Source organism: Hylemonella gracilis str. Niagara R (genome assembly GCF_000600295.1).
Classification (GTDB): Bacteria; Pseudomonadota; Gammaproteobacteria; order Burkholderiales; family Burkholderiaceae_C; genus Hylemonella; species Hylemonella gracilis_A.
The window spans coordinates 3745021-3765831 of sequence record NZ_JEMG01000001.1 but is presented as its reverse complement, the minus strand read 5'-3'; the positions used below and the strand labels follow the sequence as shown (position 1 = coordinate 3765831).

General features: G+C 67.0%; 18 protein-coding genes. 11 read left to right on the top strand and 7 right to left on the bottom strand.

Going from position 1 to position 20811, the window contains the following annotated elements; all coding sequences use genetic code 11:
- Nucleotides 1-75 precede the first annotated feature (75 nt).
- The 5 genes from AZ34_RS17195 to AZ34_RS17175 are packed head-to-tail and all read left to right on the top strand — an operon-like array spanning nucleotide 76 to nucleotide 5573.
- Nucleotides 76-1647, top strand: coding sequence for an ABC transporter substrate-binding protein (locus tag AZ34_RS17195; protein ID WP_035610380.1), 1572 nt, complete (start codon nucleotides 76-78; stop codon nucleotides 1645-1647).
- An 18-nt stretch (nucleotides 1648-1665) separates the two neighbouring features.
- Nucleotides 1666-2646 (top strand): ABC transporter permease, encoded by a 981-nt coding sequence (locus AZ34_RS17190; protein WP_035610378.1) that lies wholly within the window; start codon nucleotides 1666-1668, stop codon nucleotides 2644-2646.
- Nucleotides 2647-2660: 14 nt separating this feature from the next.
- Nucleotides 2661-3572, top strand: coding sequence for an ABC transporter permease (locus tag AZ34_RS17185; protein ID WP_035610374.1), 912 nt, complete (start codon nucleotides 2661-2663; stop codon nucleotides 3570-3572).
- 7 nt (nucleotides 3573-3579) lie between these two features.
- On the top strand, nucleotides 3580-4569 hold the full coding sequence (locus tag AZ34_RS17180) for an ABC transporter ATP-binding protein (RefSeq protein ID WP_035610371.1): 990 nt from the start codon (nucleotides 3580-3582) through the stop codon (nucleotides 4567-4569).
- Nucleotides 4566-5573, top strand: a complete 1008-nt coding sequence (locus AZ34_RS17175; protein WP_035610369.1) for an ABC transporter ATP-binding protein — start codon at nucleotides 4566-4568, stop codon at nucleotides 5571-5573. The genes AZ34_RS17180 and AZ34_RS17175 overlap by 4 nt, the downstream gene beginning before the upstream one ends.
- A gap of 78 nt (nucleotides 5574-5651) precedes the next feature.
- On the opposite strand, the gene AZ34_RS17170 is transcribed toward AZ34_RS17175, so the two are convergent.
- The gene (locus tag AZ34_RS17170; RefSeq protein ID WP_051509990.1) at nucleotides 5652-7016 is read right to left on the bottom strand and encodes an FAD-dependent oxidoreductase; all 1365 of its coding nucleotides are present in this window, start codon (nucleotides 7014-7016) and stop codon (nucleotides 5652-5654) included.
- Nucleotides 7017-7143: 127 nt separating this feature from the next.
- On the opposite strand from AZ34_RS17170, the gene AZ34_RS17165 reads away from it, so the two are divergent.
- From AZ34_RS17165 to AZ34_RS17150, 4 genes are all read left to right on the top strand, one after another.
- On the top strand, nucleotides 7144-8703 hold the full coding sequence (locus AZ34_RS17165) for a winged helix-turn-helix domain-containing tetratricopeptide repeat protein (protein WP_035610364.1): 1560 nt from the start codon (nucleotides 7144-7146) through the stop codon (nucleotides 8701-8703).
- A 98-nt stretch (nucleotides 8704-8801) separates the two neighbouring features.
- Complete coding sequence (locus AZ34_RS17160) at nucleotides 8802-9806, top strand: TRAP transporter substrate-binding protein (RefSeq protein WP_035610362.1); 1005 nt, start codon at nucleotides 8802-8804, stop codon at nucleotides 9804-9806.
- Nucleotides 9803-10369: a TRAP transporter small permease gene (locus AZ34_RS17155; protein WP_035610359.1), complete on the top strand. Its 567-nt coding sequence runs from the start codon at nucleotides 9803-9805 to the stop codon at nucleotides 10367-10369. Before AZ34_RS17160 ends, AZ34_RS17155 begins: the two co-directional genes overlap by 4 nt.
- Entirely contained in the window at nucleotides 10366-11637 is a 1272-nt protein-coding gene (locus AZ34_RS17150) for a TRAP transporter large permease (protein ID WP_051509988.1), read from the top strand. The genes AZ34_RS17155 and AZ34_RS17150 overlap by 4 nt, the downstream gene beginning before the upstream one ends.
- Before the next feature lie 31 nt (nucleotides 11638-11668).
- Here the strand turns inward: AZ34_RS17150 and tgt are convergent, their stop codons facing one another.
- From tgt to AZ34_RS17135, 3 genes are all read right to left on the bottom strand, one after another.
- Nucleotides 11669-12859: a tRNA guanosine(34) transglycosylase Tgt gene (tgt, locus tag AZ34_RS17145; protein WP_035610357.1), complete on the bottom strand. Its 1191-nt coding sequence runs from the start codon at nucleotides 12857-12859 to the stop codon at nucleotides 11669-11671.
- 35 nt (nucleotides 12860-12894) lie between these two features.
- The gene (locus tag AZ34_RS17140) at nucleotides 12895-13248 is read right to left on the bottom strand and encodes a hypothetical protein (RefSeq protein WP_155831853.1); all 354 of its coding nucleotides are present in this window, start codon (nucleotides 13246-13248) and stop codon (nucleotides 12895-12897) included.
- Nucleotides 13249-13340: 92 nt separating this feature from the next.
- Nucleotides 13341-13952, bottom strand: a complete 612-nt coding sequence (locus AZ34_RS17135) for a hypothetical protein (protein WP_035610352.1) — start codon at nucleotides 13950-13952, stop codon at nucleotides 13341-13343.
- 292 nt (nucleotides 13953-14244) lie between these two features.
- On the opposite strand from AZ34_RS17135, the gene fghA reads away from it, so the two are divergent.
- Together fghA and AZ34_RS17125 are read left to right on the top strand one after the other, a co-directional pair.
- The gene (gene fghA, locus AZ34_RS17130; RefSeq protein ID WP_035610349.1) at nucleotides 14245-15075 is read left to right on the top strand and encodes an S-formylglutathione hydrolase; all 831 of its coding nucleotides are present in this window, start codon (nucleotides 14245-14247) and stop codon (nucleotides 15073-15075) included.
- 165 nt (nucleotides 15076-15240) lie between these two features.
- Complete coding sequence (locus AZ34_RS17125; RefSeq protein ID WP_035610346.1) at nucleotides 15241-17271, top strand: putative bifunctional diguanylate cyclase/phosphodiesterase; 2031 nt, start codon at nucleotides 15241-15243, stop codon at nucleotides 17269-17271.
- An 18-nt stretch (nucleotides 17272-17289) separates the two neighbouring features.
- Here AZ34_RS17125 and tehA read toward each other — a convergent pair whose 3' ends face one another.
- The 3 genes from tehA to AZ34_RS17110 form a co-directional block, all read right to left on the bottom strand.
- Nucleotides 17290-18273 (bottom strand): dicarboxylate transporter/tellurite-resistance protein TehA, encoded by a 984-nt coding sequence (gene tehA / locus AZ34_RS17120; RefSeq protein ID WP_197026584.1) that lies wholly within the window; start codon nucleotides 18271-18273, stop codon nucleotides 17290-17292.
- Between the two features lie 291 nt (nucleotides 18274-18564).
- The gene (locus AZ34_RS18980) at nucleotides 18565-20241 is read right to left on the bottom strand and encodes a DUF692 family multinuclear iron-containing protein (protein ID WP_331280910.1); all 1677 of its coding nucleotides are present in this window, start codon (nucleotides 20239-20241) and stop codon (nucleotides 18565-18567) included.
- 127 nt (nucleotides 20242-20368) lie between these two features.
- Nucleotides 20369-20662, bottom strand: a complete 294-nt coding sequence (locus AZ34_RS17110; RefSeq protein ID WP_035610340.1) for a hypothetical protein — start codon at nucleotides 20660-20662, stop codon at nucleotides 20369-20371.
- Nucleotides 20663-20811: the final 149 nt, after the last annotated feature.

Genomic DNA, 20811 nt, shown 5'->3' with positions numbered 1-20811 from the left:
CTCCGGTGAACTACCGATGCCGGTTTGGCGCGGTTATTGCATTGTCCGGGCTTCACAACTTCGAGGTGATCCGCGATGAAATTGAAACTGTTTGTTCTGTTGGCCGCATGCGTCATCGGTTCCACCGGGCTGCAAGCCAAGACCTTCAAGTGGTCCAGCGCGAGTGACATCGCGACCTGGGACATCCACTCTCAGAACAATGCGCTGCAAAGCGGCATCCATGCCGCCGTCTACGAAAGTCTGGTCTATTACAACAGCCGCACCTTCAAGGTCGAGCCCGTGCTGGCCACGGCCTGGACCCAGGTCACGCCGACCCAGTTGCGCGTGACCCTGCGCACGGGCGTCAAGTTCCACGACGGCTCGGCCTTCACGGCCGACGATGCCGTGTTCTCCCTGCAGCGCGCCATGGCGCCGACTTCCAACTTCACGCCCTTCATCCAGGGCATCGATCGCGTGGTCAAGGTCAATGCCAACACCATCGACGTGTTCACCAAGGCACCCAACCCAGTGCTGCTCAACCAGATGACCGAGCTGCGCATGATGAGCAAGGCCTGGGCCGAGAAGAACAACTCGGTGGCGCCCAAGGACATCAAGGTTCCGGAAGAGAACTTCGCCCACCGCAACGCCAATGGCACCGGTCCCTACATGCTCAAGGAATGGGTGCCAGACCAACGCATGGTCCTGAGCAAGAACCCGAACTGGTGGGGCACCGCGCCCACCAATGTGACCGAGATCGTCTACACCCCGGTGCGCGCCGTTGCCACCCGCATGGCCGCCCTGCTGTCGGGCGAGGTGGATTTCGTGCTTGACCCCAGCCCACAGGATTTGCCGCGTGTGCGCGGTCAGGCTGGTCTGAAGGTCCTGGACGGGGTGGAGAACCGCACCGTCTTCTTCGGCATGGACCAGCATCGCGACGAGCTGGTTGGCAGCAGCGTCAAGGGCAAGAACCCGCTCAAGGACCTGCGCGTGCGCAAGGCCCTCTACCAAGCCATCGACACCGCCGCCATCGCGCGCGTGACCATGCGCGGCCTGGGCGAGCCCACCGGCGCACTGGTGGCGCCGCAGGTGGCTGGCTGGACCGAGTCCGTGCACAAGCGTCACCCCTATGACGTGGCCGCAGCCCAGCGGCTGCTGGCCGAAGCCGGTTACAAGGACGGTTTCGAGGTGGACTTCGCCTGCCCGAACAACCGCTACATCAACGACGAAGCCATCTGCCAGGCCGTGACCGCCATGTGGGCGCGCATCGGCGTCAAGGCCAAGCTGCGCACCCTGCCGCTGGTGACGTACTTCCCGATGATCCAGCGCCACGAGGCCAGCATCTACATGCTGGGCTGGGGCGTGCCGACCTTCGACGCCATGTACTCCCTGCAGTCGCTGGTGCGCACGGTGGGTGAAGGCGGTGACGGCAACTACAACCTGGGCCGTTACAGCAACCCCAAGATGGACGCGCTGATCGACAAGGCCAAGGCCGAGATCGACCTGAACGCCCGCCTGCGCCTGCTGACCGAGGCCTTGCAGCTGCAGAACGACGAAGTGGCGCACATTCCGCTGCACAACCAGGTCATTCCCTGGGCGATGAAGAGCAACATCGAGGTCGTGCATCGCGCGGACAACCGCCTCGACTGGCGCCTCATCAAGGTCAATTGATCTCGTCGGGACTGTTGCGTGTTCGCGTACATCGTCAGACGCCTGGCCCAGGCGGGGGTGGTCATGGCCGCCGTCGCCTTCATCTCCTTCCTGCTGTTCCAGTATGTCGGCGACCCCATCGTCTACCTGCTGGGCCAGGACGCAACGCCCGAGCAGGTGCGTCGCCTGCGCGCCGAGCTGGGGCTGGACCAGCCGTTCTTCGTCCAGTTCTGGCATTTCCTGGCCCATGCGATCCAGGGTGAGTTTGGCGTGAGCCTGCGCCAGGGGGTGCAGGTCTCGGGCCTGATCGCCGAGCGCCTGCCCGCCACACTGGAACTGGTTTTTGTCGCCGGTCTGCTGTCCTTGCTGGTTGGCGTGCCCATGGGGGTGTATGCCGCGCTGCGGCGCGGCAGCTTCACCAGCCAGGTGTTCATGACGATCTCGCTGCTGGGCGTGTCGCTGCCCACCTTCCTGATCGGCATCCTGCTCATCCTGGTGTTCGCCGTTACGCTGGGCTGGTTGCCCAGCTTCGGGCGAGGCGAGGTGGTGCAATGGGGTTGGTGGAGCAGTGGCCTGATCACGGCCAAGGGCTGGCGTCATGTCATCCTGCCGGCCGTCACCCTGGCCATCTTCCAGCTCACGCTCATCATGCGCCTGGTGCGTGCCGAGATGCTGGAGGTGCTGCGCACCGACTACATCAAGTTCGCCCGCGCGCGTGGCCTCAGCAACCGCGTGGTGCATTTCGGCCACGCGCTCAAGAACACCCTGGTGCCCGTGATGACCATCACCGGCCTGCAACTGGGCGGCCTGATCGCCTTCGCCATCATCACCGAGACCGTGTTCCAGTGGCCGGGCATGGGCCTGCTCTTCATCCAGGCGGTCACCTTCGCCGACATCCCCGTCATGGCGGCTTACCTCTGCCTGACCGCGCTGATCTTCGTGATCATCAACCTGATCGTGGACCTGCTGTACTTCGCCGTGGACCCGCGTCTGCGCGTGGACAAGGCCGGTGGCCACTGAAAACGATTGTCCGCATGAAAGTTCTACTTCTGCGCTGGCTGGACAGCGATATCGCTTACAGCTTCCGCACCTCGCCCGTGGCCATCACGGCCGCGTTGATCGCCTTCGTGTGCCTGTTCTGCGCGGTTTTCGCGCCCTGGGTGGCGCCGCACAATCCCTTTGACCTGAGCACGCTGGAGCTGGGCAACGCGCGCCTGCCGCCAGCCTGGTTGGCCGACGGCAACGCGGCTTTCCCGCTGGGCACGGACGACCAGGGGCGAGACATCCTTTCCGCCCTGATGTACGGCGCTCGGATTTCACTCGCGGTCGGCCTGGCCTCGGTCGCGCTGTCGGTGTTGATAGGCGTGGCCCTGGGCCTGCTGGCCGGTTTCCTGGGCGGCTGGGTGGACGGCCTGTTGATGCGCCTGTGCGATGTGATGCTCTCCTTCCCCGCCATCCTCATCGCGCTGCTGATCGCCGGCGTCGGGCGCGCGCTGTTCCCCAACGCGCACGAAACGCTGGCCTTCGGTGTGCTCATCGTCTCGATCACGCTCACCGGCTGGGTGCAGTACGCGCGCACGGTACGTGGCTCCACGCTGGTGGAGCGCAACAAGGAATATGTGCAGGCCGCGCGCGTGACTGGCGTCGCGCCGCTGCGCATCATGCGCCGCCATGTGCTGCCGAATGTGATGGGGCCGGTGCTGGTGCTGGCGACCATCCAGGTGGCCACGTCCATCATCACCGAGGCCACGCTGAGCTTCCTGGGCGTGGGCGCGCCGCCCACCTCGCCCTCGCTGGGCACGCTGATCCGCGTGGGCAACGACTACCTGTTCTCGGGGGAATGGTGGATCACCATCTTTCCCGGCGCCATGCTGGTGCTGATCGCCCTGTCCGTCAACCTGCTGGGCGACTGGTTGCGTGACGCCCTCAACCCCCGACTGAGATGAATCGCGCATGAGCCTGTTGCAAATCAAAAACCTGGTCGTTGAATTTCCGACCCGGCGCGGCACCTTGCGCGCGCTGGACGACGTCTCCTTCGACATCGCGCCCGGTGAAATCCTGGGCGTGGTGGGAGAGTCCGGCGCGGGCAAGTCGCTGACCGGCGCCGCCATCATCGGATTGTTGGAGCCGCCCGGCCGCGTGGCTGGCGGGCAGATCCTGCTCGAAGGCCGACGCATCGACGACCTGCCGCCCAACGAGATGCGTAAGATCCGCGGCCGCCGGATCGGCGCGATCTTCCAGGACCCGCTGACCTCGCTGAATCCGCTGTATTCGGTTGGCCGGCAACTGATCGAGACCATCACCACCCACCTGCCTCTGAGTCGGGCCGAGGCGCGCCAACGTGCGATCCAGCTACTGAGCGACACCGGCATCCCCGCCGCCGAGCAGCGCATCGACCACTACCCACACCAGTTCTCCGGCGGCATGCGCCAGCGCGTGGTGATCGCGCTCGCGCTGGCCGCTGAACCTCAATTGATCGTGGCCGATGAACCGACCACCGCCTTGGATGTGTCCATCCAGGCGCAGATCATTTCGCTGCTCAAGACCATTTGCAAGCAGCGTGGCGCGGCCGTCATGCTGATCACGCACGACATGGGTGTGATCGCCGAGACCTGCGACCGCGTGGCGGTCATGTACGCGGGGCGGGTCGCCGAGATCGGTCCCGTGGACCAGGTCATCAACCATCCTGCCCATCCCTACACCGCGGGCCTCATGGCCTGCATTCCCGATATGAGCGTAGATCGCGAGCGCCTCAACCAGATCGATGGCGCCATGCCGCGCCTCAACGCCATCCCTCGGGGCTGCGCCTTCAATCCACGTTGTCCGCGCAAGATCGATCGCTGCACCGTGGATCGCCCTGACCTGATGGATGCCGGCGCCACGCGCGCGGCCTGCTGGTTGCACGCCGAGGCCGCGCAGTCCTTGGTGGGGGGCGCTGCATGAGCGAAGTGATTTCCCGACCCCTGGTCATCGCCTCCGATCTGGCGCGGACCTTCGATGTCTCGGCCCCCTGGCTCAACCGCGTGCTGGAGCGCAAACCCCGCCAACTGCTCAAGGCGGTGGACGGCGTGAGCTTCGAGATCGAAAAGGGCAAGACGCTGGCCCTGGTGGGTGAATCTGGCTGCGGCAAGAGCACGGTGGCGCGCCTGCTGGTGGGTCTGTACGCACCCACGCGCGGTGGTTTCGAGTTCGATGGACAGGACGCCCACGCCGCCTTCAAGACCGCCGAAGGCCGCCAGTTGCGCCGCCGCATCCAGATGATCTTCCAGGACCCCTACGCCAGCCTGAACCCGCGCTGGAAGGTGGAAGCCATCGTCGCCGAGCCGCTGCGCGAGCATGGCATCCTGAGTGACACCCAGGCCCTCAAGGAACGCGTGGAGGAACTGCTGCAATCCGTGGGCCTGAGCCCGCTGGACATGGTGAAGTACCCGCACCAGTTCTCGGGCGGACAGCGCCAGCGCATCTCGATCGCGCGGGCCCTGGCGACCGAGCCTGAATTCCTGGTCTGCGACGAACCGACTTCGGCGCTGGACGTTTCGGTGCAGGCGCAGGTGCTCAACATCATGAAGGACCTGCAGCGCGCGCGGGGCCTGACCTACCTGTTCATCAGCCACAACCTGGCCGTGGTGCGCCATGTGAGCGACCAGGTGGGCGTGATGTACCTGGGTCGCCTGGTGGAACTGGCCGACAAGGCCACGCTCTTCAGCCAGCCGCGCCACCCCTACACACGCATGCTGCTGGACGCCATTCCCGACATGCGCAAGACCGGCAAAGCCCGCACCCCGGTGTCCGGCGAGGTGCCCAACCCGCTGAATCCGCCCACAGGCTGCGCCTTCCACCCGCGCTGCCCCCACGCCAATGCGCGCTGCAGCAGCGAGCGCCCCGTGGTCCAGTCCATCGGTGGCGTGCGCGTGGCCTGCCACGCGGTGGAGGAAGGGCGTATCTGAGCGCGGCGCGGCGGCGGCTCAGACGCCGCGCCCGCTCCGCGTGGAAACGCGCGCTGTAGGAGGAGGGCCTGTCCGTGCTCAGTGAGGCGTTCCCGACACGCTTTGGAGGACGCGCGCGCGCAGGGCGGGGTCATCCAGCGCCGACAAGGGGCGGGTCAGGTTGAACACCTCGGCCAGCAGCAGGTGCAGTTGCGGATCTTCAGGGATCAGGGCTTCCAGCGCGGCGCCATAACGCGCCCGCTCCGCCAGATCGGGCGGGCGTTGGCCCCGGGTTTCGGGAAAGGCCAGATCCTGGCGGGCGGCGAGTGACCAGGCGCCGTCGATGATCTGGCTCGCATGCTGGAAGTACTCGGCCACCATTCCCTGGAGCGCAGGTGAGGGCGCGGCGGCGCGGGCCTGCAGCAGCGTCTGCAGGGCCTGTACCTGCAGGGCCGCGACGCTCATGCCCTGGCCGTACACGGGATTGAAGCTGCAAATGGCGTCACCCACGGCCAGCCAGTTGCGTGGCAGCGCAGGCAGGCGTTCGTAATGCCGGCGCAGGCTGACCGGCACGCGGTAGGTCTGGATCGCGCTGATGCGCTCGCCCTGCGACAGCAGCGCCCGCAACGCCGGCGTCGACAGTCCGCCGGCAAACGCCAGGAAGCCGGGTTCGTCGGCCGGCGGCACCTCGCCCAGACGCCCCACCAGGGTGACCAGCCATTGATCCCGCTCGATGCGCGCGAGCATGCCGGTGCGCCGGGTCTGTGGCACGGGTCCACGGTAGAGAACCTGAGGCACGCCCGGGGCCTGGTCCTGTGCCAGCCGCCAGCGCGCACTTGCATAAGCGATGTCGATGCCGAGGTCGGTCTGTTCGACCGCGGGCCAGCCCGCTTCCTGCAGCCACTGTGCTGACCGCGTGCCGCGGCCGCTCGCGTCCACCACCAGATCGGCCGGGTGCCGCAAGGTGTTTCCTTCGCGCTGGCTGAGCACATCGACCTGGTCAGGGTGCCGGCGCGACAGCCCGGTCACGGTGCCTGTTTCGAAGCGAACGTTGGGTGTCTGTTGCGTGTGCCTGCGCACGCAGTGCTCGATCAATTCCCGGCTGGCGCTGTAGACATCGAAACCCAGATCGCGCGCCTGCCGCATCGATCCACCGGGCGAATAAGCCGCGCCCCGCGGCAGTTGGTAGAGCACGTCGCGGCCGGCGCGCACCGCCACGGCCCCCGCGGCCCGCAGGCTGGCCGTGAACCCGGGATAGAGGCGGGACATCACCTGCTCGCCGGCCAGCAGCAGGCCATGCGCGTGTGCCCCCTGGGGGATGGCGGGGCGCGGGGCCGCAGTGGCTGGCAGCGTGTCGCGCTCGATGACCGTCACTTCCCCATAGTGGTCGGCGGCGACGCGGGCCGCCATCAGGCCGGCGATGCTGCCACCGATCACCACGGCCTGTCCGCCGAGCTGTTTCATGGATCGTCCTTGTCTGGGTGTTGCATCGGCTCGATGCGCGGGGACGAGTGTGGATAAACGATGGCGCCTTGTCCTGAAGCAAACCTAAAATGTCCTAAAGCGCGCGTCCAGGACAAGGAGACAGGGCATGCACACCACCGGCGCCGACCGGCACTACTGCTTTGACCGTTTCGAGCTGCGGGTCGGCGAGCGGCGGCTGTTGCGTGAGGGGCGGGTGGTCGGGCTTGGAGGGCGCGCCTTCGAATTGCTGTTGGCGCTGCTGGAGCAGGCGGGGCAGCTGCTCGGCAAGAGCGAATTGATGGATCGCGTCTGGCGCGGCCTGGTGGTGGAAGAAGCCAATCTGCATGTCCAGGTGTCGCAGCTGCGCCGGGTGATCGGACCCCACGCCATTGCCACCGTGCCGGGGCGTGGCTACAAGTTCACGCTGGCCGTGCAGGTCCGTGCCGATGCCCCGCGGCGACTTTCCGTGATGGTGCTGCCTTTCGCCGAGGAAGGCGTGTCCGACGCCGGGCCGCTGGCCGATGCCCTGGCCGATCAGATCACCGCCGGCCTGGCCCGGATGCAGACCAGCTACGTGGTCGACAGCGAGGCGGTACGCACCCAGTGGAGCGACGCCACGGATCTGCGTGCCCTGGCCCGTGGCCTGGGCCTGAGCTACGCGGTGCAGGCCCGCATAGCGCACATGAAGGATCACGTCGAGGTGGTGGTGCGCCTGACCGATGCTGGCACCGGCGGCGTGCTCTGGGCCGACACCCTGCGCGTGGCGATGGCGGAGCCCGGGGGGGCGCGTCGCGTGCTGGCGGCGCGCGTGCTCAATGCCCTCACGCTGGAGCTCCTCAAAGCCGAGGGACGGCGCGGCCCGGCCGTGTTGGGGGGCGAGGAAGGCCGCGGACTGGCCGGTGCGGGCGCGGAAGACCTCCTGCTGCGCGCGGGTGCCCGTGCCCGCACCGCCCGCAACGCGGATGACCTGCGGGCCGCCCTCGCTTTGATCGACCAGGCCAGCGCCCGGCAGCCGCAGGACCACAGCTTGCTGGCCTACCGCACCCGTGTGCTGGTCACGCTGATCGCGATGTGGCCGCCGGCCGACATCGACGCCCAGATCCTGCGCGCCGAACACGACATCAGCGCCGCGCTGGCGCAGGGCGTCACGAGCGCGCATGTCTATTGCACCTTGTCGCGGGTGCGCCAGCTGCAACTGCGCCTCGGGGCCGCGCTGACGGCGGTGGACCAGGCCCTGGAGCTGGAGCCGGACTTTGCCGAGGCGGTCGCCTGGCGTGGCACCCTGCTGGTTTTCACCGGTCAGTCCGAACAGGCCCTGGCCGTGCTGCGGCAAGCGCTGACGCTGGCGCCGCAGGACCCGCACCGCTGGGGCGTGTTGTTCTGGCTGGGCAAGGCCCATCTGATGCTGGGCCGTTACGAGGAGGCGGTGCCGTGGCTGGAACGCTCCGCGGCCGTCGCGCCGTTCTGGGCCACCCAGGCCTTCCTGGTCGCCGCCAATGCACACCTGGGGCGCCAGGCCGAGACCCAGGCCGCCCTGGCCGCGCTGCGGCAGCAGGGCGGTCTGCAGCAACCCGGCTGCGGTGCGCGCCTGAGCAGCGAGCCGACCTATTGCCGACAGCGTCGCGAGCATTACCTGTCCGGTCTGCTCAAGGCCGGTGTCATCCCGGATCTCGCGGCCGCGGCGTGAGTGCGGCGGTTTTAGAACTCTTTAGACCGTCTTCAGGACAGCGCGGGTGCCGGCTTGCACACTGCACGGGCCGATACACCCCTGAAGGAGACAAGCGTATGAAGACGATGCAATGGCACCGTGCCGCCCTGGCTGTCCTGCTGGTCGGACTGCTGGGGACGACGGCCGCCCAGCAGAGCCCGCCCGTGGAACTGCGCATGCAGGCCACGGCGCCGCCCGGCACGCCCTGGGCGCGTTACGTGACCGAGTGGGCGAAGAACCTCGAGACGCTCACGCAGGGCTCGGTGGTGCTCAAGGCCGGCCCCTATGGCAGCGAGCAGGACACCATCCAGCAGATGGCGCGTGGCCGCCTGGACATGGGGACCTGGTCCCTCAATGGCGCTGCCTTGCTGGTGCCCGAGCTGTCCCTGCTGCAACTGCCCTTCTATTTCAGTGGCCTGGACGAACTCCATTGCGTGCTCGACAAGAACCTCGACCAGACGGTGACCGAGTTGCTGGCCAGCAAGGGCGTGCGCCTGACCGGCTGGAACGCCGCCGGCGTGGTGCACATCATCGGCAAGAAAGCCTATGTGCAGCCCGCCGATCTGGCCGGACTCAAGTCCGGCACCTTCGGCACGCGTGCTTACGCGACCTTCTGGTCGGCCATGGGCACCAGCCCCAAGCCCGTGCCCACCACCGAAGTCGGGTCGGCATTCCAGACCGGCCTGATCGATGTGGCCGCCAACGTGCCCATGGTCTATGTGGCCGCCGGCATCGGCAAGGTGGCGCCGGTCATGACGCGTGTCTCCATCACGCCGGCGCCCCTGTTGTCCCTCATGAGCCAGCAGAGCTGGGAGCGGCTGACGCCGGCGCAGCGCGAGGCATTGGAACGGGCGCGCCCGGCCCTGGATCGCGACGTCGTACGCGGCTTCGAAGAAACGCTGCTGGAACGCCACAAGCAGGGGGGCGGCCAGGTGGTGGACCTCACGCCCGCGCAACGCGCCACCTGGCGCGCGGCGGCGGCGCCGCTGTGGCCGGACATGGTCAAGGAGCTCGGCCCCGAGGGCGAGCGTCTCTTCCAGCAGATGGAAGCGGGCCGCGCCGCCTGCCAGAAGCCCAATTGAACGACACGCATATCCATCCGCCGCCACCGGTTGCCGCGCGCCAATTGTTCGCGGCCTGGCACCGCTTGGAGTGCGGCATCGCGATGGTGGCCCTGGTCGCCATCGCCCTGCTGCTGATCGGTGACGTGGCGGGGCGCGAATTGCTGGCGCCCGTGCTGCGCCGGTGGGGCCTGCATGTCGGGTCTGGTGGCATCTTCGGCGCCCAGAAGATGGCGGTCTACCTTATGGTGTTGGTGGCCTATTGCGGCATCGGCATCGCGGTGGTGAGTGGAACGCATCTGGTGCCTCGGGTCGGATTTGCCTGGCTGCCGACGCGCTGGGCGCTGCGGGTGGCGCGCATCGGTGATGCCCTCAGCGGCATCGTCCTGCTGGTGGCTGGCGCTTATGCGCTGGAACTGGTTGACGCTACCCTGCGCACTGGGGTGCGCATGCCTTCGCTGGGGGGGCCGCTGTGGCCCATGCAGCTCATGGTGCCCCTCGGCCTGTGGTCCGCCGCGCTGCGTTATCTGGGCTACGCTTTCTGGCCCGGTCTGCGCTCGCCCACGCCGCAGGCCACCGCATGACGCTGTTGCTCGCCTTCGCCCTGGGGTTGCTCATCCTGTGCCTGCTGGCGTTGCGCCAGCCGCTGCTGATCATCCTGCTGCTGGTCTCGGCCTTCCTTCATTTGGCCTGGGGCCGAGGTCATCTGGAAGACATCCTGGAGGACATGTGGATCGGCCTCGACAAGGAGCTCATCCTGGCGATCCCCATGTTCCTGCTCTGCGGCGAGGTCATGACACGCGGGTCGTCGGCCCGGCGGCTGATGCGCATCATGGCCGCGCTCACGCGGCCACTGCCCGGTGGGCTGGCGGTGGCTTGCGTGCTGAGCTGCGCGGTGTTCGCCTCGATCTCAGGCTCGGCGGTGGTGACCATGCTGGCGGTGGGTTCGGTCATGGTGCCGTCCATGCTGGCGTCGGGGTATGGGCGGCGTTTCACGCTGGGCGCGGTGATGGCCGGTGGCACCTTGGGCATCATCATTCCGCCCTCGATTCCCTTGCTCCTCTACGGCATGGTCACGCAGACCTCGGTGACGGATCTGTTCCTCGTCGGTGTCGGCCCGGGGTTGCTGCTGACTTTCGTGCTCGCGGCTTACGCCGTCTGGGTGAACCGGCACATGGACACACAGTCCTGGGATGGCACGGAGGTTTTCGCCAGCCTGCGCGCGGGCGTCTGGGCGGCCCTGATGCCGGTGATCCTGCTGGGCGGCATCTACACCGGCTGGTTCACCGCCACCGAGTCCGCGACCGCAGCCCTGGCCTACGCCCTGCTGGTCGAGACCTTGATCCACCGCGAACTGCGCTGGCCGGCCTTGCGCGGACTGTTGCTGGACACGGCCCGCCTCTGCGGCGCCTTGCTGCCCCTGTTGGCGGTGGCGCTGGGCATTGGTCTTTTCCTGGCCGAGTACCAGCTGGCCCATGGGCTGGTCGGGTGGGCGCAGGGCTGGATCAGCAGTCCCTGGAGCTTTCTGCTTGCCGCCAACCTGTTGCTGTTGGGGGTGGGCTGCCTGATGGGAACGGTGGAGGCCATCCTGATCTTCGCGCCCCTGCTCGCGCCGATGGCGCAGGCCTACGGCGTGGACCCGGTTTTGTTCGGTCTGATCATGATCCTGAACCTGGAGATCGGTTACCTCACACCGCCCGTCGGCCTGAACCTGATCGTGGCGATGGGCGCGTTCAAGCAGCCCTTTGGCTTGCTGTGCCGGGCCGCCTTGCCCTTCATCCTGCTGCTGGCGGGCTGCCTGGCGCTGGTGATCTGGCAACCCTGGATCGCCATGGGGCTGTTGCAGCGCTGAGTGGCGAGGCAGCTGGGTGGACGCGCCGCGTTCACACCCCGCGCGAGCGCTCCGCGTGAAAGCGCGCGGTGAAAGCGGCAAACGCGCCCGCGTCCAGCGCCTCGCGCACCTCACGCATCAGGTTGAGGTAGTAGTGCAGGTTGTGGATGGTTGCCAGCATGGGGCCGAGCATTTCGCCGCAGCGGTCCAGGTGGTGCAGGTAGGCGCGGGAGAAGCCCTGCCATCCCTGGTTCGGGCCGCCTTGTTCCCAGCTGATGCCGGCGCTGCCCGCGCAGGCGTAGCAGGTGCAGCTCGGGTCCAGCGGCTGGTGATCGGCCTTGTGGCGCGCGTTGCGCAGCTTGAGGTCGCCGTAACGCGTGAAGATGGTGCCGTTGCGCGCGTTGCGCGTGGGCATCACGCAGTCGAACATGTCCACCCCACAGGCCACACCGTTGACCAGGTCCTCCGGCGTGCCCACGCCCATCAGGTAGCGCGGCTTGTGGGCGGGCAGACGGTGCGGCGTGTGCGCCATGATGCGGTTCATCTCGTCCTTGGGCTCGCCCACGCTCACGCCCCCCACCGCATAACCGGGGAAGTCCATGTCCACCAGGGCTTCGAGTGATTCCTGGCGCAGGTGCTCGAACATGCCGCCCTGCACGATGCCGAAGAGGGCGTTGGGGTTCTCCAGCCGCGCGAACTCGGCTTGCGAGCGTTTCGCCCAGCGCTGCGACAGTTCCATGGACACGCGGGCCTCGGCCTCGGTGGTGATGTGGCCGCTGCCCTTGTCGCCTTGCCAGTAAGGCGTGCATTCGTCGAGCTGCATCACGATGTCGGAGTTCAGCGTGGTCTGGATCTGCATCGAGACCTCGGGCGACATGAAGAGCTTGTCGCCGTTGACGGGCGAGGCAAAGTGCACGCCTTGCTCGGTGATCTTGCGCATCGCACCCAGTGACCAGACTTGGAAGCCGCCGCTGTCGGTCAGGATGGGCTTGTTCCATTGCTCGAAGCCGTGCAGGCCGCCGAAGCTCTGCATCACGTCCAGGCCCGGGCGCATCCAGAGGTGGAAGGTGTTGCCCAGGATGATCTGCGCGCCCATGTCGTGCAGGCTGCACGGCAGCACGCCCTTGACCGTGCCATAAGTGCCCACGGGCATGAAGATCGGCGTCTCGACGACGCCGTGGTTGAGGGTGAGGCGGCCCCGGCGGGCCTGGCCCTCGGTGCGCAGCAGTTCGAAGCGGAGCATGTCGATCAGAAAAACGAAACAGTCGGCGACATGGGTCAGCGGCCGACGGAGGGCTTGTTCGAGGAAGAGGGTTCGCCGGTGGGCAGGGTGAGGCCTTGGTCCGGACATCCGCCGTTGCGCGCGACTTCCATCGGGCATCCGCTGGGCGGTGGCAGCTTGTTGAAGATGGCGCCCAGGCCCGTGCGCTGTTCGGTCCCCGCCGCGTCCGTCGTCGAGGCGTCGGTGTCCGGCCGCGCGGGCACGATCACGACCCCCTGGTTGGTGCCTTTCTGGATCGCGCTGCGTCGCTCCATCAGGGTTTCGGCGTTCGCCGGAGCGAACGCCAGCGATAGGAGCAGTCCGCCCAGCAGGGCGGGCAGGGCGTGAACGCGGGAATGAAGGTGCGACATGCCCGCCATTGTCCCCGAAGCAGGGCAGTTCGGTCTGCGGCTGGGGCTTAGCCAGCCGTCTGCCCCCGCATGGGCAGCGCTGGAGACCAGCGTCAGGCCTTGGCCTTGAGCGAACCGGGGTAGGTCAGCGAACTGGAAGTCGCGGAAACCGAGAACACCACGCTGGTCGAGGCCGTCTGCTGCATCAGCGATTGGTACAGCGAAATCACGCCGTCGGGCGTCTTGGACGACTTGGCCGCCTGGGAAATCGCGGCGCTCTGCTGGATCTGATTCGACAGCGCCATCGCATCGCTGGCCTGGGTCGCGATGCGGTTCGCCAGGCTTGGATCGCTGGTGTCCGCTTTCAACACGGCCTGCACCGCGGCCTTGTCTTTTTCATTGCCCTTGACCTCGACCTCGCCCTTGCTGTTGACCGAGAACTGCACGGGCTCGGAAAGCTTGACGAGGGCCTTCTCCAAGGCCGCGCGCAGATCGGCGGCCAAGGCCACCTGGGCGGTTTCGAGGTTGCGGGCGACGGTTGCCGTCTTGAACATGCCCGCCGCGCGATCAAGAGAAGTCTGTGAAATCGTCTCCTTGCTGCTGGAGCTGGTGTCGGTGGATTCGGTCTTGTTGCCCGCGCTGGCGATGTTGCCGGCCGTGACGGGCGTAAGCAATCCCTGCGATGCCAGATAACCCAGCAGTGTGTTGTTGACGGTGGAGATCATCGAATACCCCTGAAACAGAACCTATCTGGGGCAGAATTTTTGCGGTCCTCGCGTAGGGACTAAGCCGCGTGTTGAGGGCTTTTCCCCCGGCATCTACAGGCTTTGGGGCGCATGCGCATGTGCTACCAAGTCAGCCCAGTCGCCCTTAAAACCACGGCACAGCCCTCAAGCGCTGGCGCCGGCCTCGATGCGGCGCCTTGCGGTGGGTCTTGGCGCACGTCGTTGCCGGGCGGGTCTCGGTGAAAATCCGGTCTTCACGCATGCACATGCCCATGAACAGGAGACACAGAACATGAACCGCGTCGAGCGCCACGCCTGCTTTGGTGGCCGTCAGGAAGTTTGGAAGCACCCGTCCGCCACCCTGGGCTGCGAGATGAGATTCGGCGTCTATCTGCCCCCGGCCGCCGTGGCTGGCGAGCGCTGCCCCGTGCTCTACTGGCTGGCCGGGTTGACCTGCAATGAACAGACCTTCATCACCAAGGCTGGCGCGCAGGAGCACGCGGCACGCCATGGCCTCATCCTCGTGGCGCCCGACACCAGCCCGCGTGGCGCGGGTGTGCCCAATGTGGACAGTTACGACCTGGGCGAGGGTGCGGGCTTTTATGTGAACGCCACGCAAGCGCCCTGGTCCCAGCACTACCGCATGCAGGACTACGTGGCGCAGGAACTGCCCGCGCTGGTGGAGCAGCAATTCCCCACGACCGAGGCGCGCGGCATCTTCGGCCACAGCATGGGTGGCCATGGTGCGCTCATCACCGCGCTGCGCAATCCGGGCCGTTACCGCAGCGTCTCGGCCTTCGCGCCCGTGGTCGCGCCCAGCCAGGTGCCCTGGGGCAGCAAGGCCTTTGCCGCCTACCTCGGCGAGGACCGCACGGCCTGGAGGGAATGGGACGCGGTGGAACTGATCGCCAACGCGAGCGAGCGCCTGCCTCTGCTGGTGGACCAGGGCGACAGCGACGAATTCTTGAGCAAGCAGTTGCGCCCCGAGCTGCTGGAACAGGCTTGCGCGGCAGCCGGCCACTCCCTGACCCTGCGTCGCCACCCCGGCTACGACCACAGCTACTACTTCATCGCCAGCTTCATCGGCGACCACCTGGCGCACCACGCGGCCTCGCTGCGCTGAGCGCGGCGCCGCGGCGTGGTGTGGCCGCGATCAGTTGCGGCGAGACGCCGGTCGCGGGCGGTGGCGCTCAAGGCGGCCTCGGATCGGTCGATAAGATGGGGATGAGTCGGAGTTCGCCGGCGAGGCTTCGTTTCGCCGCCCGTTGTCTTCAGTCAGGGGCCCTTGATGAACGATCCCGATGCCCAAAGCTCGCCTGCCAGCGATGCCGGCGCTGCCCCTGCCATGCCGCTGCGCCTGCTGTTGCGCTTCACCGACACGGCGTATGAACAGCGTTTCGTCAAGCATTACATTGCCTTTTACTTCCGTTACGTGCAGGCCAGCCTGGTGCTGGGCGTGGTGCTCATCCTTGGCGACTACCTGGTCGATCACATTGCTTACGGCAGTGTGGAATCCAATCTGCTGCGACTGACCCTGGCCTTCCCGGTGCTGCTGGCCGGACTGGGGTACACGCTGCTGCCGGACGCGCGCCGGCACTGGCAACCGGTGATGAGTGGCTTCATCATCACGGCGGCCTTCTTCCTCTTCTACACACTGACACGCATTGACGCCGAGGGCGGCGAAGGGCTGCGCAGTTGGGTGGGCGTGCTCAATTTCACCTTCCTACAGTTCTACTGTTTCGTGATCCTGGGTGTGCAGTTCCGCTACGCCCTGGCCTCGGGCTTGATCATCCTCCTCGCCTTTGAGTACACGTTGTGGCAACACGCCGGCCTGACGACCCGCGAAGCGGCCTACTGGTCCTACCATGTGCTCACGCTCTTCATCCTGGCCGCTGGCATAGGCTGGTGGCGCGAGTACCTGCTGCGCAAGGAGTTCGTGGCCCGCGCCGCGCTGGACGATTCCCGCGCCGCCGCCGAGCAACGCGCCTTGCGGCTGGCGCATTACGACGAGGTCACCGGTCTGCCCAACCGCCGTTTGTTCGCCGAGTTGGCCATGCCGGTGATCGAGCGGGCGCGGCGAGGTGGCACGGGTTGCACCGTGCTGCACCTCGAGATCGATCGCCTCTCCGGCATCCACCATGTCTACGGCCGTGGCGAGGGTGACGCGGCCCTGGCCGATATCACCCAGCGCATCCGCTTGTGCATCCGCAGCGGTGATCTTCCGGCCGTTGGCCAGGCCGGGGAGAACACGAGAGTGGTGGCCCGGCTCGGCGACAACGCTTTCTCGATCATGTTGACCGATCTGGACAGCCAGGAGCGTGCCTCCCTGGTGGCGCAACGCTTGCTGGTCGCAGTCGCCCAACCCGTACTGGTGGACGCCCAGCCCCTGGTGCTGTCGGCCAGCATCGGCATCGCGCTGTTTCCCGGCGATGCTCGTGACTTCACCGGCCTGATGCGCTGCGCCGAGCAGGCGGCACGCGCCGCTGCGGAGGCTGGCGGCGCGCAGCACATGTTTTTCGATGAGGCCCTCAACGCCCGCGCGCGGGACCGTGTGCTGCTCGAGACCGAGCTGCGGCAAGCCATCCGGGTCGGACAGCTCTGCCTGTACTACCAACCCAAGGTGGACGTGCGCGACGGCCGCATCGTCGGCGCCGAGGCCCTGGTGCGCTGGCAGCACCCGCGCCGCGGTTTGATCCCGCCCGGAAACTTCATTCCCATGGCGGAGGAGAGCGGCCTCATCGTGCCGTTGACCGACTGGGTGCTGCATGCCGCCTGTGGCAGCTTGCGCCGCTGGGCGGACGCGGGCCTGCCGTCGTTGCCGCTGTCGGTCAACCTGCCGGCCTCCAGCCTGTCCGATGCCCGGCTGCTCGACCAGCTGGACGCGCTGATGCAGCGTTACGAGCTGCGCCCTTCCTGCCTGATGCTGGAGCTGACCGAGACCATGCTCATGCGCGATGTCACTTCCGCCATCAGCGTGCTGGAACGCCTGCGCGCCCAGGGCTACGGCCTGGCCCTGGACGACTTTGGCACCGGTTATTCCTCGCTCAATTACCTCAAGCGCCTGCCGGTCAGCGAGTTGAAGATCGACCGCGCCTTTGTGATCGACGTGGCGCGTGGCGGCCGCGACGGCGCGCTGGCCGCAGCCGTCATCACCCTGGGCAAGGAACTGGGTCTGCAAGTCGTGGCCGAGGGCGTGGAGACGCAGGAGCAGTCGGAGTTCCTGAGCGTGCGGGGTTGCGTGTTGCAGCAGGGGTATCTGCATTCCCGGCCCGTGGCCTTGGGCGAATTCGAGGCGATGCTGCGCGCGAAAGCGGCCTGAGGACTCGGAACCCCGCCATCAACCTCTGGTGCTCGAGGCCGTTTGCGTGGCGGGTGGTGCCGGCAGCAGCCGCCCCTGAAGCAGGGCCACCCCGGTACGCAGGGCCAGGCCCAGCACCACCACGTTGGCCACGACGAACAGCAGCGGAGCCAGTGCGCTGAAGATCGGGTCACTGCCCCGCTGCGTGTAGCGCAACACGGCTGTCGCGATGGCCGTGACGCCGAAGGTGTAGGCCCAGTAGCCGGGTGTGAACGGCTGCCGCACCCATGGCAGCAGCCGCAGCGCCAGCAGGCCCTGCACCAGCGCATAACCCAGCAGCATGCGGGCCACCAGGTCCGGCGGGCCGGTGCTGATGATGGCGTAGGCCAGCAAAGCCACAGCCGGTGGCGCGAGCTGGATGCCCAGGGTGGGGCGCAGCGCGGGCGGCAGTTCTTCGGCGGTCAGCAGGCGGCCGATGATGATGGATTCCAGCGCCAGCCAGGCCAGCACGCCGGCGCCGAAAAAGAGTTGTCCAAGTTCCGGCCAGCCCAGGGCGCTGACGGCCATCGCCGAAACCAGGTTCGCAGCCACCGTCGGCAGGTAGAGCACGGGCGTGGTCGCGCTCACGCTGCGGCCGCCGCGCCAGAGGCCGCCATGGCGCCAGACGCCAAAGGCCAGCGCGCCGATGCCACCGGCCGTGCAGAGCACCAGTGCCGCGGCATGCGAGTAAGGCAGCGCGGCGAGGCCGACCAGCATGGTCGTGACCGGGATCAGCGCGACAAAGCAGCACTGGATGGGGTGCGCAATCTCGGCGCGCGCGGCCTCGCGCTGGCGCCACCACTTCAACACGTACAGCACGATCAGGCTCAGCCACACCAGGCTGGCCAGCAGCATCACGGCTTCGCCGATCCACATCGGCAGGCCCCAGTGTGTGGCGGCCACGCGCCAGCCATTGCCCAGGCCGGCCAGGCCCAGGACCATGCTGAAGAAGGAAGCTGGAACGGGGGGCAGGCGGGTGATCAAGTGGCACTCCTTCAAATTGCGTGTCGCGCGGGCTCTTGCGTGTCGGTGGGCAGTGTAGGCGTGTGAGGCTGCTCTTGCGCACTGCAGCACGGTCCAGCGGGACCGCATAAGCGGGCCTGGTCCTGCGCGCCCGCCGGTTTGTACACCACCTCGCCCAGGCCCGGTCGCCCTTCGACGGTGAAGCTCGAATACGCCAGCGTCAGCGCGCCGGCCTGTGGCTGATGACCACGGCAATTACTTCATCGCGATCGTGATGTCCGATCACGTGCGCTTCATGTGCGGGCGATGACTTCAGGCGGCGCGTAGCCAGCCTTCTTCCAGCCAGACCTGCAGCCAGCCAGCCAGGCGCTGCGGGTCGGGCAGGACGGCGGTGCCCGCCAGATCAGCGCAGGTCGCCTCGATCGAACGGCCCTGGGCCAGGGATAGCATGAAGGCGGCCTGGTCAGGCTCCAGGGTCTGGAAATGCGGCAGCAGGCCCTTGCGCCAGACCAGCAAAGTGCCCGGCTCTTCGCGGTGGGCCACCGCGGGGACTTCCAGATCCCGATCGATCGCATGCCAGATCTGGGCCACGTTGGTGCGGATGGAACGCAACTTCAGGCTCGGGTGCAGCGGCTGTGCACGGTTCAGCCACAGTGCGGCCTCCTGCGCGCCGGCGGTCTGCGTGTCCAGCGCCGGAGCATCGGCCTCGTCGAAAGTGGTGCGCAGGTCCCAGTCGAGCTGGGCCAATTCCTGTAGCTCGGGGTTGCCTGGGTAGAGCGCGGCCAGAAAGGCCGCGAAATCCGCGCCGTAGTGCGCCAGATTGCGCACCATCGGCGGATGGCTGACCGCGAATGCCCGGGCGTCCTGCTCGAACCGGTCCGACCCCATGTAGAGCACAGTCCTTGCAAAGCTCTCCGCCAGCACCTCGGCCAGGCGGGCACGGTAGGCGTTGTGGTAGATGCCCAGGCGTTGCCCGGCGTCGACACCCGGTGGCGTGCGGATCCAGTCGGAGACCGGGGCCGAATCTGTTGCGCCATCGCCCAGGATGTAGCTCGCCAGGCCGAGCTGCAACTGCTGGAGCGGCGGCGCTTCTGTGCTGTTGGCGGGCGCCTCCGCCTGGACGCTGAAGCTTGCGCCTGGGGACGTGGGGGTGCCGACCGGGACATCCTCCCGCGCCACGTCGCTGGCAATGTGCCGCGCGATGGCGAGTTCTTCCATCAGGACGCCCAGGTCCGGGATGTCGTCGTCGCGCTCGATCATGGTGGCCACCGAGCCGTACAGGTGGCAGGCTTGCGCGTACAAGTCCCAGACCGGCTGTGCCACCGGGTGGTCGTGGGTGTCAATGATGTAGCCGCCGTTGTCGGAATGACCCGCCAGGTGGATCTGCTGCACACGCTGCGCCGGCAGGGCGCGCAGATACGTCAAGGGATCAAAGCCGTGGTTGACGCTGCTCACGTAGATGTTGTTGACGTCGACCAGCAGCAGGCAATCGGCAGCCTCGGCGATGTGCGCCAGAAACTGCCATTCGCTCGACGCGTTGTGCTTGAAGTCGATGTAGCTGGAGACGTTTTCAAGCACCAGGCGGCGCTGCAGGACGTCCTGCGCACGCCGGATCTGTTCGATCACATGGCGCGCGGCCTCGTCGGTGTAGGGCAGGGGATACAGGTCATGCAGGTGTTGTGACGGTGTGCCCGTCCAGCACAGGTGGTCGGACACCCACAGGGGCTCGATGCGATCAGCCAATGCCTTCACGCGACGCAGATAGGCCAGATCCACACCTGCGGCCGCGCCGATGGACATGGCCACGCCATGCATGGCCAGGGGGTAGTCGCGCCGGATGCGCTCCAGCATCACCAGGGGCTTGCCGCCTTCCACCAGAAAATTGTCGGTGATGATCTCCAGCCAGTCGAGGGGCTGTCGGGTGTTCAGAAAGTCGTTGTAGTGCGGCGTGCGCAGACCCAGGCCAAAGCCCAGGCCAGTGTGGGCCATGGATGAGACGGAAGCTGGGTGAGGTGCTGGCATACGATGCAGATCTGAAAAGCAGAGCGGGCTGGCGGTGGCGCCAACCCGTTCTGCTTTTCAGGACGCCCGAAGGGGGCGTCCTGAAGCGGATGGCTTAGCCTTTCAGGTCGCCGATCACGCCATTGCCCTTCAGGCAGGCGGAAGCGGCCATGGCCTTGAAGCCCTGACCTTTGCAAGCGCTCTGGCCCTTGCAGGCATTGGCGCTGGTCTTGCAGTCGTTCTGACCCTTGCACTCGGTGACGTTGTAGCAATGCACCTTGTCGTTGGCGTCGATGGCCTTGCCCGTGGAGCCAGCCGGGGGCGTTGCCGCGATGGCCGATGCCGACAAGGCCATCAAGGCGGCCGTGAGGGCAAATGAAGTGCTCGTCTTGAGTTGCGTGGAAACCATGGGTGTCGCTCCAATAGAAGTGGATGGATGGGAAATGCTGAGCTGCAGGTCGTCGTGCCAGGGTGTCTATCCCGTGTGGACGACCTGTTGCTTAGTTCGTCCTGGCGGCAGGATGGGTTACAGCAGGTCGCAAAAAAATATCCGTCGCC

What these genes read in the sequence shown, in the direction of transcription:
- AZ34_RS17195 (WP_035610380.1), top strand. Translation starts at nt 76, where the DNA reads ATGAAATTGAAACTGTTTGTTCTGTTGGCCGCATGCGTCATCGGTTCC.
- AZ34_RS17185 (WP_035610374.1), top strand. Translation starts at nt 2,661, where the DNA reads ATGAAAGTTCTACTTCTGCGCTGGCTGGACAGCGATATCGCTTACAGC.
- AZ34_RS17180 (WP_035610371.1), top strand. Translation starts at nt 3,580, where the DNA reads ATGAGCCTGTTGCAAATCAAAAACCTGGTCGTTGAATTTCCGACCCGG.
- AZ34_RS17175 (WP_035610369.1), top strand. Translation starts at nt 4,566, where the DNA reads ATGAGCGAAGTGATTTCCCGACCCCTGGTCATCGCCTCCGATCTGGCG.
- AZ34_RS17170 (WP_051509990.1), bottom strand. Translation starts at nt 7,016, where the DNA reads ATGAAACAGCTCGGCGGACAGGCCGTGGTGATCGGTGGCAGCATCGCC.
- AZ34_RS17165 (WP_035610364.1), top strand. Translation starts at nt 7,144, where the DNA reads ATGCACACCACCGGCGCCGACCGGCACTACTGCTTTGACCGTTTCGAG.
- AZ34_RS17160 (WP_035610362.1), top strand. Translation starts at nt 8,802, where the DNA reads ATGAAGACGATGCAATGGCACCGTGCCGCCCTGGCTGTCCTGCTGGTC.
- AZ34_RS17150 (WP_051509988.1), top strand. Translation starts at nt 10,366, where the DNA reads ATGACGCTGTTGCTCGCCTTCGCCCTGGGGTTGCTCATCCTGTGCCTG.
- tgt (WP_035610357.1), bottom strand. Translation starts at nt 12,859, where the DNA reads ATGCTCCGCTTCGAACTGCTGCGCACCGAGGGCCAGGCCCGCCGGGGC.
- AZ34_RS17140 (WP_155831853.1), bottom strand. Translation starts at nt 13,248, where the DNA reads ATGTCGCACCTTCATTCCCGCGTTCACGCCCTGCCCGCCCTGCTGGGC.
- AZ34_RS17135 (WP_035610352.1), bottom strand. Translation starts at nt 13,952, where the DNA reads ATGATCTCCACCGTCAACAACACACTGCTGGGTTATCTGGCATCGCAG.
- fghA (WP_035610349.1), top strand. Translation starts at nt 14,245, where the DNA reads ATGAACCGCGTCGAGCGCCACGCCTGCTTTGGTGGCCGTCAGGAAGTT.
- AZ34_RS17125 (WP_035610346.1), top strand. Translation starts at nt 15,241, where the DNA reads ATGAACGATCCCGATGCCCAAAGCTCGCCTGCCAGCGATGCCGGCGCT.
- AZ34_RS18980 (WP_331280910.1), bottom strand. Translation starts at nt 20,241, where the DNA reads ATGGCCCACACTGGCCTGGGCTTTGGCCTGGGTCTGCGCACGCCGCAC.
- AZ34_RS17110 (WP_035610340.1), bottom strand. Translation starts at nt 20,662, where the DNA reads ATGGTTTCCACGCAACTCAAGACGAGCACTTCATTTGCCCTCACGGCC.